Raw genomic sequence first — 16,210 nt, forward strand, 5'->3', positions numbered from 1 at the left:
TTCAATGATTCTCGATCGCATTCTCGAACATAAAAAAGCAGAACTGCGGCATAAGCAAAGCCGTACTTACCTTGCCGATCTGAAAGCCGCTATCCGTGATGCGCCGCCGACGTTGGGGTTTGCCGTCACGCTCGATGCGACAAAGCCTCCGGTTAGTCCTTCGCTCATCGCCGAGGTCAAAAAGGCCTCACCGAGCCTGGGGCTCTTGCGGGAAGAGTTTGCCGAAAAGTTTGATCATTTGGGATTGGCACGGATCTATCGAGAGCAAGGCGCTTCAGCCGTATCGGTCTTGACCGACAAGGACTTTTTCCAAGGAGACCTTCGGTATCTGAAAGAAATTAAACAAGCATTCCCAATCCCGGCACTCAATAAGGAATTCATGGTCGGGGATATCCAGTTTTATGAGGCTCGTGCTCATGGCGCTGATGCGATCTTGTTGATCGTGGCGGCTCTGGAACGTCGGCAGCTCATTGATTTCCATGCCCTGGCTACCGAACTTGGAATGGATAGTTTGTTCGAGACCCATCACGAGAGAGAGTTGGACACGGTGTTGGAGTGGATTCCCAATGCAAGGATGATTGGGATCAACAACCGGGACTTGAAGACGTTCACGACCGATCTCAATGTGACGTTTCGGCTGGCAAAGCGGATTCCGTCGGACAAACTGATCATCAGCGAGAGCGGGATTCACAAGCGTGAGGACGTCACCAAGCTGTCTGATGCCGGTATCCATGCCATGTTGATCGGAGAGTCGCTCATTCGTGCGGACAACACGGGAGACAAGGTTCGTGAATTGCTCGGAACCACGGCGCATAGTGGTCAATCGGCATAGATGATGGCGTTATGGTGAAGATTAAGATTTGCGGCATCACCAATGTGGCCGACGCGAAGGTGGCGGTGGAAGCTGGCGCGGATGCTTTGGGCTTTGTCATGTACCGCAAGAGCCCGCGTTTTGTGGAGCCAGCAGTGGTGAGGGCGATTGTGGTTGGGCTGCCGCCGTTCGTGCTGCCCGTTGGAGTCTTCGTCAATGAAGAGTCGGATCGAGTAAAGGCATTGATGGATGGATGTGGCTTGGTATTGGCGCAGCTACATGGAGATGAACCTGTATCCTATTGTCAGGACCTTGGGCGTCCCGTGATGAAGGCGCTCCGACTGAAAGATCGAGAGACCTTTCTGACGCTAACAGAACTCCAAGGACGCGCCAATGTACGCGGGTTTCTTATCGATGCCTTTTCCGATCAGGCCTATGGCGGAACCGGCCAAACCGTGGATTGGACGTTGGCACAGGAAGCGGCTCGATCCACACCGATTGTCCTGGCTGGGGGGCTGACTCCTGTGAATGTGGCCGAGGCCATCGCCCGTGTGCGTCCCTATGGAGTTGATGTGAGTAGCGGGGTGGAGCTGAGCCCGGGGAAAAAGGACCACGCGAAGATCAAAGCGTTTATTGACGCCGCCAGACTTGTGCCAGCCTGATCTGCGCCTCTATACTTCACCGTCTGAAGCATTATTCAGCCAGGAGGATGTAATCTCATGCCGACCCTTCCCGATAATCGTGGCCGTTTTGGACCCTATGGCGGGCGGTATGTGCCTGAAACCCTCATGCCGGCGCTGCTGGAGCTGGAAGGGGAGTATGCGAAGGTCAAGAAGGATCGTCGATTTCAAGCAGACCTGGCCTATTATCTCAAGCAATATGTCGGGCGCCCGACGAGTCTCTATCGTGCCGATCGGCTGACAAAGAAATTGAGCGGTGCCAAGATTTATCTCAAGCGGGAGGACCTCTGCCATACGGGCGCCCATAAGATCAATAACGCGATCGGACAAGCGTTGCTCGCGGTACGCATGAAGAAGCCTCGAGTGATCGCCGAAACCGGAGCAGGGCAACATGGTGTGGCTACGGCGACAGCTGCCGCGATGTTCGGGCTCGAGTGTGAAATCTACATGGGCACGGAGGACATGGAACGGCAGGCTTTGAACGTCTTCCGTATGCGCTTGTTGGGGGCCAAGGTCACCGGTGTGGATGCTGGAAGTCGGACATTGAAGGACGCCATCAGCGAAGCGATGCGGGATTGGACGACGAATGTGCGGACGACTCATTACATTCTCGGTTCAGTGCTTGGGGCTCATCCCTATCCCATGATGATCCGCGATTTTCAGGCCATCATCGGGCGAGAAGCGCGAAAGCAGATTCTGGCGGCGGAAGGCAAGTTGCCGAACTATCTCGTCGCCTGTGTCGGCGGCGGGAGCAATTCGATCGGGCTCTTCCACGCCTTTCTGGGAGATCCCAAGGTGAAGATGATCGGGGTCGAGGCAGGGGGAACGGGAATCATCAGCGGAAAACATGCGGCCCGATTCTCCGGTGGGAAGCCGGGCGTCTTACAGGGTACGATGACCTATCTGCTGCAGGACGAGAATGGACAGATCAATTTGACCCATTCCGTCTCGGCTGGTCTGGATTATGCGGCAGTCGGGCCGGAGCACAGCCTCTATCACGACCTGGGTCGGATCGACTACACCTACGCGACGGATAGTGAAGCCATGGCGGCGTTTGATCTGCTCGCGCGTGAAGAAGGTATCGTCCCGGCGCTAGAAAGCGCTCATGCAATCGCCCATGTGGTCAAGCTGGCACCCACATTGAAAAAGTCACAGATCATCATTGCGAATCTGTCGGGTCGTGGAGACAAAGATGTTCAACAAGTGGCCAGAATGCGAGGGGTCACGCTATGAGTGGACGGTTGGACAGCACCTTTGCACGTCTTCGTGAGAAGAAAGAGAAAGCCCTGATTGCCTATCTCATGGCCGGGGACCCTGGACTGGCAGAAACAGAGCAACTCGTTATTGCCCTTGAGCAGGCCGGTGCCGATATTATCGAGCTGGGTGTGCCGTTTTCTGATCCCATCGCCGATGGGCCGGTGATCCAACAGGCTGCCGAACGGGCGTTGAAGAGCGGCACGTCGCTTCGTCAGATCCTTGCGTCGATCACCTCACTCCGGCAACGGACGGAGATTCCGATCATCCTCATGCTGTATTACAATTCCATCCATGCCATGGGCTGTGAAGAGTTCTGCAAGGCAGCAAAGGCTGCTGGAGTAGATGGATTGATCGTGCCCGATATGCCGCCGGACGAAGCGGGGCCACTCAAGGCTCCGGCGGATGCGGTGGGGCTTTCGCTGATCTTCTTGCTTGCGCCGACGAGCACGACGGATCGGCGGAAACTGGTGGCAAAAGAATCACATGGATTTGTCTACTATGTTTCCTTGACGGGCATTACCGGGGCCAAACTCAGCAACGCAGCAGACATCCAGCAGAATATCGACAAACTCAGGAAGGTATCTGCGGCTCCTGTCGCCGTGGGATTTGGCGTGGCGACGCCGGAGGATGCGGCGCGCGTGTCGAAGATGGCGGATGGGGTGATCGTGGGCAGCGCCATTGTCAAACAGATTGCAGTACATCAACAAGACCCCGACATGGTCAGGCATGTGGCCGAGTTTGTCCGCTCGCTCAAAGCTGCGATGGGGCCAGCCTAACCGACTGCCAGAATCAGGGAGTTGACGCACAATACAAGATCCGACTCCAGATCTTGACCCTGTCTCGTCGTCCATTGGGACTTCTCGGAAGACCGGATCGAAGACCGTTGGGGCGCCCCCCCTTAACAGCCAATTCCATAATTGATCCCATAAATGGCCCCAAACGCCCTAAATACTTAATGCGGGCTAATGGACAACCACTTCCATCTGCTGGTGGAGACCCCAGAGGCGAATCTCGCTAAGGCTATGCGCCAACTCAATGGGGTCTACACACGAGTCTTTAATCATCGCCATCAGCGAGTCGGCCATGTGCTGCAAGGACGCTGCTGGAGCTTTGCTGGTATGTAGTGCTCAATCTGGTTCTCGCCAAACGGATTTGCAAAGCCGATATCTATCCGTAGTCTAGCTATCATGCGACCGCTGGACTAGAACCCACGCCTTCTTATCTCACCATCGACTGGCTACTGTCCTAGTTTGGTCTGCAGCCTGCAGTGGCTGAGCGGAAGGAAGAGGTCAGGGCTCGCCGTGAGAGGAGGTTTGCTGCCAGACCAACTCTGAGCCATTTCTTTGGTGCCGGGACCAGGACCGCACGTGTACGACGGAATGAAGCCATTTGCTGGGCCCATCTCGAATGGGTATCGGCTCGCCGAAATCGTCCGTGCTGTGGGCATGCACTATGCGGCGATCAGTCGCGTCGCCGATCCTCTGAGCGGTGATTGACGCACGAAGCATAATCTGACCTCCATCATTGTTCCTCGTTTGTTCCTTTTTGATTCTTCTGAAGGCCAAACCCTTCACCTGGTACATCCGAGGGTCTGGACTACGTACTCAAAATACATAAGAAGTTAATTCTATCAGGAGGCTTCTCGTGGCACCACTTTTGCTTGATCTCTTCATTCGTGCGACATAATAGGACGGGAATGACGGCAATTCTCTCGGTCTCACAGTGATCTCCATCGGGTGTGCACGAAATACCATCATTGCTCAGGTTAAATCCTCTGCAGGTAGTTGGTAACGTTCTGCGACGCGGGGTTCTTGCTGCGCATAGAGGCTCAATGTGCTGAGCCGAGTAGACTTCGCCCCTTTTGCCCGGTGTGGCCTTTCCGAACAGCTCGCAGGAGATTCTGGGTCGGTCTGTGGTCGTACCGGCGGTCACGTCCCCGGCCGAATCGCATACGGAGATCCTAGAGTTAAGAGGAGCACCAGAGAGCTCAGCGGCTTGATGAAGGTTTCGCATGGCAGGATTGTCACGGTCCTTCGTGGAGCAGCCAACTCTCATCATCCGACTGGTGATCAGACAAAGACCTCTAAGAAGCCAGCATCATTCAGAAGGTATTTGGTTGAACATAAGTTGCCGAGAAAAAGCAACAATGCGGAGGAGGCACTCTTTTATGGCACAGTCTAGTCGTACGAACCATGTTTCAGCTAGGCCATCGTTCTGGCAGGTTCTTCTGATGACTGTGTTCGTCTGCCTTAGGCTCGCTTCTGAAGGTTCGGCGGCCCCAGCTGTTGGCATAACACCCCAGATAGGTCTGACGTATAATGCCGTGCAAGGGGCGAGCAACCCACCGAACCAGACCATAACCGTCTCCAGGACCTCCACTCGGAAAGCTACATTGAGTGCTTCGGACAATGCCTCCTGGCTTTCTGTGTCGCCTGCCACAAATTCCATGACCACAAGCGCCCAGCTCACGGTCGCCGCCAACACACAAGGGCTCATAGCAGGCACCTACAATGTCACCATCACGATCAAAGTGGGCACCTGGTACACAGCAACAGTCCCTGTAAAGGTGGTTGTATCACCGCCCACGCAGCCCCCACCATCCACCACGTCCTCGGTGAACCTTGCGTGGAACGCGGTTGCCGGCACCACGGTCAGCGGCTATAAGGTGTATATTGGCCAGGTGCCCAGCCAATATGCCCAAACTATTGATGTAGGTAACGTTACGTCATCGACCGTGAGTGGATTGACCATTGGTCGAACCTACTATTTTGTCGTCACGTCGTATAACAATGTCGGCGAAAGTACCCCCTCCAATGAGGTCAGTAAGACCATTCAGTGATCACTCAATAGAAGCTCCGCAGTGCCGTGTATTCACTCCTCCTCACAAGAGTGAGAGGGCAGACAAAAGGCCACTCCTCAGTACGGGGAGTGGCCTTTTCTAATCACTTCTTTCCCTTAGAAACCGAAGTCCGCGTAGGGTCAATAAGTTAGAATTCAAACTGTTTCCTGTTGTACTGATGGGTAGACTTCTCTCCCTATGAGTCCGGCCATCACTTCAGCTTCCTTGATCTTCCTAGAAGTTCCCGATCATTCCATTGCTCACGTGGGCGGTATTGTGTCTTGGAGGTCAGAGGGTTCTTCCCTATCGGCCACTATTGAGTGCCTGTGTATCCCCAATCGCCAAGCGGACAGTGCGATATCTTCTCCCCATCCTCCGTAGGGTGATTGACTACTCTTTCGGGTCTTGTTCGAACGTGAGCTCATTCGGTAGGGTGCCAGGCGTTGCTCAAGTTCGAATTATTCGTGGCCATTTAGGAGGAGTCATGGATTTATCAATAGTTCAACAGCGGTCTCGTGTGCTGGCGTCAGGGTTGTCGGTGTGTCTTTTAGTGGGAATCGGGGCGGGATGTTCCACGAATAATAGCAATGACAGTGGTCCTTCTGGAATTTCTTGTGCCCCTGCTTCCTCACTCCCTGGCTTTCCTGTTCCCCAGGGACCGCCTGCCATCACTGGGGGCTTCGCATACGCGGTGCGTACTTCTTCGCACAAGATCGTTTGGTATAAGGTCGAGAGCTCAGGAGCGTTGACATCGAGAGGAGAAATCTGTGCGGGATTTCAACCGACGTTCATTGCAGTGAACAGCACAAAGAAGCTGGCGTATGTGACAAATTATAGTTCGGATACCGTGTCGGCCTATACGATTGGGGCGGATGGGGGGCTGACATCGCTGGGTTCGCCTGTTTCTGCCGGGAGTGGGCCTGCCTCTATCAGTGTGGATTGGACACACAATTTTGTGTATGTCGCGAATTTTGAGTCAGATACCGTCTCGGTCTACAAGATAGGCTCGGACGGATTGCTGACACTGGTGGAGCACAAGGCTACGGGTGGAGGTCCTGATGCCATTGCAATCAATAGCACGGGAACACGGGCCTATGTCGCGCATTTTAGATCAGATACTATCTCGACCTATAAGATTAACGCGACAACGGGAAAACTGGAAGACGTGACTGTACCCAACGTGCCTTTAGCAACTGGTAACGGTCCAAACGCAATCGCGATACATCCAAACGGATCATTCCTCTATGTCTCGAATGAGGAATCGGCTACTGTCTCGGCGTATAGCATCAAGACAACGGGAGAGCTAGAACTGTTGGGTGGTCCGCCCGTTGCCACGGGGAATGGCCCAGAGGGTGTGACGGTCGATCTTTCAGGGAAGTTTGCGTATGTGACGGATGGCCAAGCGGATACGATCTCGATCTATACGGTTGGTGCAAATGGGGTGCTGCAAGCACCACGTTCAATCGTTGGCGCAAACGGTGACCCTGAAGGTATTACGGTAGATCCGACTGGAAAGTTTGTCTATGTGGTGCATCGTGATACGAGGGATATCTTTGTCTATACGATCAATCCGGCAACTGGGACGCTGACGTTTCAGTCCAGCGTTTCACTATGAATTCCTTCTTTGAGTGGGAATAGCCAGTGTTCTGAGTAGTCTTGGCAAGACCGCTCAGAAAGCCAATCTGACGGGTTGCGGAACGGCCGGCTTCGAACGAAGCCGGCCGTTCTCGTTCAAAGCCCAACATAATCAGAATCGACCTGATGGATATCTGACGATCACGGGCACAACACAGGACTGACTCTCCCATAGCGTGGTGGCTCATCATTTGTCTGCTCACGTCACAGCTTGTCGTTCGTCTCGTCATATCATGAGCGAAGGTCTTGGGTCCGGTGTGTAGTGTTGCATAGGACCAGTCGGTGACTCTTCACATCAGCATAGCCCGCAATGCTTCGACCGGTGTATCCCCTGTGCTGAGACAGGGTTCAACGAGTCAGGTGAATAAAAATGAAGATTCTGCGAGTGTGTGGGAAGTGTGCAATATGGATGACCTGGGGGACGAGAGTTTTACTTCTTGGTTTGCGGGGGCATGTATTTGATCATCTCGTTGGCGAGTTCCCTGGCAATGTCCTTGAGGCTTGGCTTGATGAACATATAACTGTCCGACCGTTCGTGGCGTGCTTTCCACACCGTCGTCCCGGTGGCGGCATCGATTAGCCGAAGGCTGAGCCCCACTCGCCCGACGTTATCGCCTTCCTTCCTGACGTATTCCCACGAGTTGACTCGGACCACAAGGAATGCATCGACGTTCAGTGCTTTTCCCAGCTTGACAGCGGAGTCTTTGTCGGATTGTCCAGTCATCTCCAACCGGGAAAAATAAAACACCAGTGAATCAAACGCCTCCTTCGAGGCTTGAAAAATATCCGTGACATTTTCTGGCGAAACGACTCGCTCGATATTGCCCTGCCGGTTCAGTGCTCCCACCAGGACGTCCTGAATGTCTTCGCGGGCACTATCGTATTGGCTCGCCATTGGTGGCAGCACGGCGATGGTCTGCGGACGAAAGACCCTCGCCCCGGGGCCTTCCCAGACCTCCTGTAGTCCCCCGCAGCCATTGAGTAATGAGAGAAACAGTCCAATGGATATGATGCGTAGAGATGATCGAGTCAGCATGGGTTTAGTATACCATTAGAACGTCATGGAAACAGAAGCGGACACGAGCGCACCCTTTTCACGGAAATCATACCCGCCACCGGCATCGGCGCGGAAATTGAACCACCGGATGCCGAGGCCCGCAGTTGGGACGAATGGGGTTGACGCGTCCTGCATATTTTTGAACGTTCCGACTCTAAACGAAAGAAATTCCGACAAAATTGTCTGTTCAAGCCCAAAACTCAAGAGCTGGCTCTTCACACCTGGGACAAAGGTCTTGTTCGACATCGCATCCACATCGGCTGTTAATGTCAGGGTGGAGTAGGGGTTCACGGCGAGACCGACTCGGACTTGGGGTTCTAATTTCAGAGTGCCTCCACCGGCGGCATCGAACGTTGGTGTGTTGATATCCTTCGCGACGACTCCCACTCTAATCCAGGAGGATGGCCGATAGATTGCCCCGATGTCAATTCCGTAGGTGGTAGAGATGTTCGGTTTGCCGAAGTGATCGGTTGTGCTGACCCCGCTTCCCCCTTGGAGTTCAGTGGAACCATTGTAAGAAGCACCTTGAATGATCTTTGCCGTAATTCCGATGGCAAACGTTTTATCAGCGAAAGCATAGGCGTAGGAAAAGGCTAATTGCCTGGCCTCCAGGCCACGCAGCGCCATTTGCCCAGTCACGGTGATCGGCGATGGCCCACTTGGTGGGGTGACTGTCACGGGTGTTGAAATGAACCCACCGCCTGTCGCAACATCCGACACGTTAAATCCAAACGCATGTTCACCCAGGTGCCCCTTGAAATAGAGACCGGCCGATCCGTTGACCGAAACCGTAGCTCCTGGTCGATTGATACGGTCGGCGATCGACTGGGCTTTCGCCTGATTTGCCGGAGAGAGATCGCCACGATCGAAGTTCTCCAGGTCATGCAAGGCATCCCCGATGCCGAGACGGTCAGTTGCTTGTCCACCACCTTGGACCCGAATATCCACGGTCTGAGTCATGGCAAGGCCGGCGGGATTCCAATAGGTGGCCAGTGCATTGGTGGTTACGGCGACACCGGCCCCTCCCATGCCCATGGCACGAGGGCCTGAGATGACAAATTCCGCTGCCGATGCAAGTGCCGGCCATGCTGAGGCGGCCAACAGCAGAACGATGCGAAGCGAAAAGACGCAGTGCATGAGGAGTCACTCTAAATGAGAGCCTACGCGAGTCTAGAGAAGGAGCAGAAGTTCGTCAAGGAATCGCAGCTTGCTCACCGGCGAATGGGAAGGATTGAGGCTATGGAGGAGTCTGGAGGTCACTTCCTCCAGAAGGGATGAGAACAACAAGATACCATGATCCGATGATGGAGTGTCTTTAGACGATCTGTCCGTCCTGCATGTGGATGATGCGGTCGGACTGGGCGGAGAGCTTGTCGTTATGCGTGACGATGACAAAGGTCGTGCCGCGCGTCTTGCTCAACGTGCGCATCAATTCAAACAACCCGTCTCCACTGTGGGTATCGAGGTTGCCGGTTGGTTCATCGGCCAAGACAACATCCGGTTTCTGCATGAGCGCCCGGGCCATCGCCACTCGCTGTTGTTCTCCTCCTGATAGTTCTCCTGGCTTGTGATGCAACCGATGTCCTAACCCAACTTCCGTGAGAATGGTGGTGGCTTCGGTTCTGACAATGGCGGGGTCGCGACGTTGTACGAGCGCCGGCATGCAGGCATTTTCCAATGCCGTGAATTCGGCGAGCAAGTGATGGAATTGGAAGACAAACCCGATCCGTCTATTGCGGAACTCTGCTTGCTGCGCCTCGTTCATGCGAAAGAGATCCTGCCCATCGAAAGTGACGGTCCCGCTGCTCGGTTTATCCAGGGTGCCGATAATGTGGAGCAAGGTGCTCTTACCGGCCCCGGAGGCTCCGACAATAGCGACCAGCTCGCCGCGCTGAATCTCAAGATTGATCCCCTTGAGCACGGGCACTTCGTAAGTTCCCATTGAGAAGGATTTCTGGAGGTCGGTGACTTTAATCATAAGGCGAGCATGCCGCTTCCAGTTGTTACCCTATTCGTAGCGCAATGCAGCAACCGGCTCGAGCTTGGCGGCCTGATTGGCTGGGTGGACCGTTGCAACAAAACTGATCAAGATGGCCGATCCCGCTACGAGCAATACGTCCTCCGCCAACACATGCACCGGGATAGTCGAGATGTAATACACGCTCGGGTCGAAGGTCCAAAACGTTTGAATCAGCCAGAGAAACGCATAGCCCAACGGGATCCCGATGCCGGTTCCGGTAAATCCGATGATCAATCCATTGAGCATGAAAATGCGGCGGATACTTCGCTTTGTCGCACCCATGGCCTTGAGAATCGCAATTTCCTTCTGCTTCTCCGTGACGATCATGGTTAGTGTGCTGACGATGTTGAAGGATGCCACGATCGTGATCAGGACCAGGAGGAGAAACATCATCGTCTTCTCCAGCTTGAGCGCCGAAAATAGGTTGCGATTCATCTGCATCCAGTCTCTGGCCCCATGACTGAATCCTAACTCCTGTTCAATATTGCGAGCGATATCCGCGGCACGGAAGACATCGGTGACTTTGACTTCCACGCCGGTCACGCTGGCAGTCATGTTGAAAAATTTTTGGGCCTCGCCGAGCTCGATATAGGCCAAAGATGAATCATATTCGTACATACCGGAATGGAAAAGGGCGACGACGGCAAAGGTTCGAATCTTAGGCACCATCCCCATCGCGCTGATCGGTCCAACGGGAGAAACCACATTGACGGTATCGCCGACAAACACCCCCAATCTGAGTGCCAGCTCCTTGCCGAGGATGATGCCCGGTTTTTCAACGGGGCGGGGTTCTGCTTGAGGGTCGTCGGCTGGAGCCTGCAGTACCTTGACCGGAGTGAGGAGGTCATTCAGTTGTCCTGCCGTAATATTTTTGGCAAGCTCGGTCACATTCGCTTCTCGCTTTGGGTCGATTCCGCGAAGGACGATCCCCTGTACACCTGATTGTGTGGTCAGGAGCACCTGGCGGAGGACAAACGGTGTGGCGGCCACCACGTCTGGGACCGTCTGAACCTTGTCGGCTAGGTGGTCATAATCGGTCATGTGTTCTTTCATGCGTTCTTGGACGATGATATGGGCGGTGGTGCCGAGGATCTTGCTTTGAATGTCTTCCCGGAATCCCGTCATGATGCCGACGGTGCCGATGAGTGCCGCAACGCCCAATGTAATGCCGGCGATCGACACGAAGGTGTTCAGCGAAATGGTCCGATTCCGTCGCTTGGCACGGAGGTAGCGGAGTCCGACGAAGATTTCAAAGGGAAGGTTCACTCTTACGATTTCTCCGGTCGGAGCTGAGGAAAGAGGACGACATCGCGAATGGAGGCTTGGTCGGTCAAGAGCATGATCAGACGATCGATTCCGATCCCTTCTCCTGCGGTCGGAGGCATCCCAAACTCGAGGGCTCGCAAGAAGTCTTCATCGACGAGGTGGGCTTCCTCATCCCCTGCTTCACGCTGAGCGGCCTGTCCCTCAAACCGTTCGCGCTGATCCAATGGGTCGTTCAACTCGGAGAAGGCGTTCGCAATCTCCCTCCCGGCGATATACAACTCGAATCGATCGGTTAAGGCCGGGTCGGCATCCTTGCGTCTGGCGAGCGGGGAAATTTCGATCGGGTAATCAGTGACGAACGTGGGTTGTTGGAGATTCGGCTCAACGGTTTCCTCGAAGATCTCATTCAGGATCGAGAATAAGGAGGATTTAGGGTCTACATGGACGTTCAGCTGTTTCGCCGCAGCCAAGGCCTTGTCACGATCATGAAGGACTGACGGGTCGAGGCGATTGACCTCCAGAATGGCCTGGTGATAAGACCATCGCCGCCACGGAGGTGTGAGGATAACCTCCTGACCCTGGTAGTGAATCACCGTCTTGCCCAAGACCTGTTGGGCCAAGCTGGAGATCAGCTCTTCGGTGAGGGTGATCAGATCCTGATAGTCCGAGTAGGACATGTAGAATTCCAGCATCGTAAATTCTGGATTGTGAATCGTCGAGATGCCTTCATTCCTAAAGTTGCGGTTGATCTCAAAAACCCGCGGAAATCCCCCGACGATCAGGCGTTTCAGATAAAGCTCTGGTGCGATACGCAGATAGAGGTCCACGCCGAGCGCATTGTGATGCGTGACGAACGGCTTTGCCGCTGCACCTCCGGGAATAGGATGCATCATCGGGGTCTCCACCTCGAGGAACCCTCGTTCGATCAGAAAAGATCGGATTCCCCCGATGATGCGGCTTCGAGTGGCGAAGATCTGGTGGACTTGAGGATTGGCGATCAGATCAACGTAACGCTGGCGATACCTCGTTTCGACATCGGTCAGCCCATGCCATTTTTCCGGCAGAGGGCGAAGGGCTTTGCTGAGAAACGTCAGGTGACGGACTTCGACCGTGAATTCGTTCGTTTTGGTGCGGAACAATGTGCCCGTGACTCCTATCCAGTCGCCGAGATCAAGCTGTTCGACAACGGTATAGGCTTGGTCCGACAGCAGATCTTTCTTGAGGTAGACCTGGAGACGATCAGATCCGTCCTGCAAGACAGCAAACCCAGCCTTGCCGAAACGACGCAGGGCAACCACACGCCCAGCAAGGGTACAGGGGATCTTTTCCTGCTCAAGCGTTTCTTTGGTTTTTTCACCGTGTGCCGTGATGAGCTGTCCGGCCCGGTCCTTTACTTCGAAGCGAGTACCATAGGGCGCGATACCCGCCTCTCGAAGGAGGTCCAGTTTCTTCACCCGTTGCTGCCGCTGTTCGTTGAGTTCATCCATGGGGTCGCTCTAATCTGAGCCTTCAGCGTTCAGTCATCAACTCCTACAGGTCGTCACCCTGATCGCTGATTGCTGGGGTCTGACTGCTCCCTTTTGTGATCTTCTTGGTGAGATAGGCTTCGATGAAGCCGTCGAGGTTGCCATCCATGACGGAAGACACCACACTGGTTTGATGGCCGGTTCGGTGATCTTTCACCATTTGGTAGGGCTGGAAGACATACGATCGAATTTGGCTGCCCCATGCGATATCTTTCTTTTCGCCGACGATGGCGTTGAATTCGGCTTCCTTTTTCTTTTGTTCCAGTTCGAAGAGGCGCGCTTTCAAGATTTTCATCGCCCCGTTTCGATTCTGAAGTTGCGAACGTTCGTTCTGGCACTGCACGACGATTCCGCTTGGGAGATGGGTGATGCGGATAGCGGTTTCCACCTTATTGACATTCTGGCCTCCGGCACCTCCCGCACGGAAGGTATCGATCCGCAGATCCTTGTCTTCGACCACGACGTCGATATCCTCGCTCAGCTCCGGATACACGAAGACGGAGGCAAACGAGGTATGCCGCCGCTTGTTGGAGTCGAATGGGGAAATGCGCACCAAGCGGTGGACGCCGGCTTCCGCTTTGAGATAGCCGTAGGCATAGGGCCCGGTGATTGAGACCGTCACGCTTTTGATGCCCGCCTCGTCGCCGGGCAGCAGGTCCAACGTGTCCACTTTGAATTTCTTCTGCTCCGCCCACCGCACATACATGCGAAGGAGCATTTGTGCCCAGTCCTGCGATTCAGTGCCGCCGGCACCGGGATGAATCGCCAGAATGGCGTTATTGGGGTCCAGCTCACCAGACAAGAGCAGCTCGACCCGCAGTGTGGCCAAGCGCGGCTCCAGCCGACTCAATTCTGCCGTGAGCTCCATCTCCAAGCCGGCGTCACCGCTTTCGCGTGCAAGCTCCAGCAGTGCACCCACATCGTCCATTTTCGTTTCGAGCTCTCGCCACTGCTGCAGCTCTCGTTCGATCGTCGTTTTTTTTCGGCTCACTGCAGCCGCGGCACGGGCATCGTTCCAGAAGTGCGGCTGGCCCATCTGTGCTTCAAGTTCTTGCAGCTCGGAAGTCATATGAGCGAAGTCAAAGATGCCCCCGTAGTTCCGAGACTTGGTCTGCCAGGACGCGCACGCGACCTTCGACTTCCTCTAACATGCCACAATCCTCCTTACTGCATTCAGGCCGGCGTGACGGCCGTCAGGACTGGTTCTTTGCTGCGGAAATATCCGAACAGGCACAAAAGCGCGCAGAGTATAACACAGGCGTAGGCAAACACATCGCCGTAATAACTGTAGAAGGTAGGGAGTTGTCTGGTCGGGATCACGGCGTGGGAGGCCTGCTCCGTGAACAGGGGCGTTGCGTGGATGATTTGTCCGAAGGGGTCAATGAATCCGGAGATGCCTGTGTTGGCGGCGCGTGCGAACGCGACATGATTCTCCACGGAGCGAAAAACGACCATGGCAAAGTGCTGGGCAGGGGCTGAGGACGGCCCGAACCATCCGTCGTTGGTGATTGTCACCAAAAACTCGGCACCGTTTGCGGCAAACTGACGGACCAAATCCGGGAAAATGACTTCGTAACAGATTACTACACCGAATTTAACCGGTCTGGATCCAGAGGCTCCCTCTCCACCCCATGACTTTGGGGTAAAGGAGAGTGTGGTCGGCCCAGGGCCTGCCTCGAAATCGCCGATCCCCTCTACCAGTTTATCGAGGAAGAATAACAAGGAGGATTTGAGAGGAATGTATTCCCCAAAAGGGACAAGATGGTATTTATCATACCGTCCGAGCAGCGTGCCGTCTGTCCCAAGCAGGTAAGCGCTGTTCAAGAGATAGGGGCGGCGATCCGGATAAAACCGCAGGGCCGGACTTCCCAGGAGAATCGGTGCCTGGGCTCGTTCCGCCCATGCGATTAGTTGCACCTGATACTCTTTTTCACGCTCCAAGATGAACGGTGTCGCGGCTTCCGGCCACACGACCAAATCGGTACCGGTCCCGAGCTCGGCAGTCAGCCGATCGAAACGTTGCATGGTTTCATCGCGGAAGGCCCTGTCCCACTTTACGGCTTGATCGATATTCGGTTGGACCACCCCAACGGTAATGGAGGTCTTAAGATCCTTTGTGTTCCGATCGCTCAAGACCGCCGAGCTGTACACCCACGAGAGCACCATGCAGGCAGCTGCGGTCGTGAGGAGCTCCCAGGGAAGCTTGACCGGGTGAAATCCCCGGAAAAAGGGCATCATCCACAAGACCAGCTCTGCCAGAGCCAAGTTCACTAGTACAATGAGGAACGAAATGCCGTATACACCTGTATGGTCTGCGATCTGAATCAATTCCAATTCGCGGTATTGAGAGTAGCCCAAGAGGCACCAGGGAAGGCCTGAGAGGAGGTAGGTACGGAACAACTCAAGAGCGACCCAGAAGCACGGTGCAAAGAAAATTCCGTAGCGTGGGATGAGGTCGCGCAGCCAGACGACGGCGAGACTGTAGAGGCCGGTGTAGAGTCCCAGGTATGTGGTCAGCAGTAGGAGGATGGCGTAACTCACTGGTTCTGGAACCTTGCCGTACGTGGTCATGGCGGTGACGACCCAGGCCATGATGCCGGTGAACCCGATCAGTCCGCTCAGCCAGCCGATCAAAAACGCCCGCAGCTTGGAACATTGGTCGAGCGCGAGGTGAAGAGGGATAAGGACGATCCAGGCCAGCAAACCCAGGTCGAACTTGGGGAAGCAGAGCGGTAGAAATAACCCACTCGCGCAGGCAAAGATGAGTTGGCGTGAACGAGCCCCGTTCATCGTGCCGTACCTTAACGAAAAGATCCGATGACTTGCAAGAGAATGCCAGAACAATCAGTGACTTGGGAGGGTACCTGGTGCTTTTACCTCTCTGAATAGGGTATTCTTAATCATGATGGAACGTCGTCAACACCGCCGGGTTCCCGCTCACGTGAAAAGCCTAGTGCGAGCGAACTCGCATGAGGTGGAAGCAGCGATCCGCGATGTGTCACTGGGCGGTGCCCAGATCGAAAGTTCCCTCGCGGTCCAACCAGGGCGGCAGATCGCCGTCAAATTGGATGAAGAAAGGAAGTCATGAAGTCTCTGAACTATCTGAACGAAACACAGCA

General features: G+C 54.7%; 15 protein-coding genes. 8 read left to right on the plus strand and 7 right to left on the minus strand.

The window, feature by feature from the left end:
• Nucleotides 1-4 precede the first annotated feature (4 nt).
• The 7 genes from trpC (at nucleotide 5) to ACYX34_RS17295 (ending at nucleotide 7,202) form a co-directional block, all read left to right on the plus strand.
• On the plus strand, nucleotides 5-832 hold the full coding sequence (gene trpC / locus ACYX34_RS17265) for an indole-3-glycerol phosphate synthase TrpC (RefSeq protein ID WP_462077823.1): 828 nt from the start codon (nucleotides 5-7) through the stop codon (nucleotides 830-832).
• Between the two features lie 11 nt (nucleotides 833-843).
• Nucleotides 844-1,473 (plus strand): phosphoribosylanthranilate isomerase, encoded by a 630-nt coding sequence (locus tag ACYX34_RS17270; protein ID WP_462077824.1) that lies wholly within the window; start codon nucleotides 844-846, stop codon nucleotides 1,471-1,473.
• A gap of 57 nt (nucleotides 1,474-1,530) precedes the next feature.
• Nucleotides 1,531-2,724, plus strand: coding sequence for a tryptophan synthase subunit beta (gene trpB / locus ACYX34_RS17275; RefSeq protein WP_462077825.1), 1,194 nt, complete (start codon nucleotides 1,531-1,533; stop codon nucleotides 2,722-2,724).
• Nucleotides 2,721-3,524: a tryptophan synthase subunit alpha gene (gene trpA, locus ACYX34_RS17280; protein WP_462077826.1), complete on the plus strand. Its 804-nt coding sequence runs from the start codon at nucleotides 2,721-2,723 to the stop codon at nucleotides 3,522-3,524. The genes trpB and trpA overlap by 4 nt, the downstream gene beginning before the upstream one ends.
• A 189-nt stretch (nucleotides 3,525-3,713) precedes the next feature.
• Nucleotides 3,714-3,872 carry a transposase gene (locus tag ACYX34_RS17285; RefSeq protein WP_462077827.1) on the plus strand — a complete coding sequence of 53 codons (159 nt, stop codon included), beginning with the start codon at nucleotides 3,714-3,716 and terminating at the stop codon, nucleotides 3,870-3,872.
• A 1,322-nt stretch (nucleotides 3,873-5,194) separates the two neighbouring features.
• Nucleotides 5,195-5,587, plus strand: a complete 393-nt coding sequence (locus ACYX34_RS17290) for a fibronectin type III domain-containing protein (RefSeq protein ID WP_462077828.1) — start codon at nucleotides 5,195-5,197, stop codon at nucleotides 5,585-5,587.
• 484 nt (nucleotides 5,588-6,071) lie between these two features.
• On the plus strand, nucleotides 6,072-7,202 hold the full coding sequence (locus tag ACYX34_RS17295; protein WP_462077829.1) for a lactonase family protein: 1,131 nt from the start codon (nucleotides 6,072-6,074) through the stop codon (nucleotides 7,200-7,202).
• A gap of 450 nt (nucleotides 7,203-7,652) precedes the next feature.
• On the opposite strand, the gene ACYX34_RS17300 is transcribed toward ACYX34_RS17295, so the two are convergent.
• From ACYX34_RS17300 to lnt, 7 genes are all read right to left on the minus strand, one after another.
• On the minus strand, nucleotides 7,653-8,258 hold the full coding sequence (locus ACYX34_RS17300) for a hypothetical protein (RefSeq protein WP_462077830.1): 606 nt from the start codon (nucleotides 8,256-8,258) through the stop codon (nucleotides 7,653-7,655).
• A 15-nt stretch (nucleotides 8,259-8,273) separates the two neighbouring features.
• Nucleotides 8,274-9,416, minus strand: a complete 1,143-nt coding sequence (gene traF / locus ACYX34_RS17305) for a conjugal transfer protein TraF (RefSeq protein WP_462077831.1) — start codon at nucleotides 9,414-9,416, stop codon at nucleotides 8,274-8,276.
• A 178-nt stretch (nucleotides 9,417-9,594) separates the two neighbouring features.
• On the minus strand, nucleotides 9,595-10,257 hold the full coding sequence (locus tag ACYX34_RS17310) for an ABC transporter ATP-binding protein (RefSeq protein ID WP_462077832.1): 663 nt from the start codon (nucleotides 10,255-10,257) through the stop codon (nucleotides 9,595-9,597).
• A 30-nt stretch (nucleotides 10,258-10,287) separates the two neighbouring features.
• Nucleotides 10,288-11,565 (minus strand): lipoprotein-releasing ABC transporter permease subunit, encoded by a 1,278-nt coding sequence (locus ACYX34_RS17315; protein WP_462077833.1) that lies wholly within the window; start codon nucleotides 11,563-11,565, stop codon nucleotides 10,288-10,290.
• Nucleotides 11,566-11,567: 2 nt separating this feature from the next.
• The gene (gene lysS, locus ACYX34_RS17320; protein ID WP_462077834.1) at nucleotides 11,568-13,052 is read right to left on the minus strand and encodes a lysine--tRNA ligase; all 1,485 of its coding nucleotides are present in this window, start codon (nucleotides 13,050-13,052) and stop codon (nucleotides 11,568-11,570) included.
• Between the two features lie 43 nt (nucleotides 13,053-13,095).
• A protein-coding gene (gene prfB, locus ACYX34_RS17325; RefSeq protein ID WP_462077835.1) for a peptide chain release factor 2 occupies nucleotides 13,096-14,242 on the minus strand; the annotation gives its coding sequence in 2 pieces (ribosomal slippage) (nucleotides 13,096-14,172 and nucleotides 14,174-14,242; 1,146 coding nt in all).
• 22 nt (nucleotides 14,243-14,264) lie between these two features.
• A complete protein-coding gene (gene lnt / locus ACYX34_RS17330) occupies nucleotides 14,265-15,881 on the minus strand; it encodes an apolipoprotein N-acyltransferase (protein WP_462077836.1) in 1,617 nt (538 codons plus the stop codon).
• A 112-nt stretch (nucleotides 15,882-15,993) separates the two neighbouring features.
• Between lnt and ACYX34_RS17335 the strand changes: the two genes are divergently transcribed.
• Nucleotides 15,994-16,179 carry a PilZ domain-containing protein gene (locus ACYX34_RS17335; protein ID WP_462077837.1) on the plus strand — a complete coding sequence of 62 codons (186 nt, stop codon included), beginning with the start codon at nucleotides 15,994-15,996 and terminating at the stop codon, nucleotides 16,177-16,179.
• Nucleotides 16,180-16,210: the final 31 nt, after the last annotated feature.

The organism is Nitrospira sp. CMX1 (assembly GCF_054902215.1).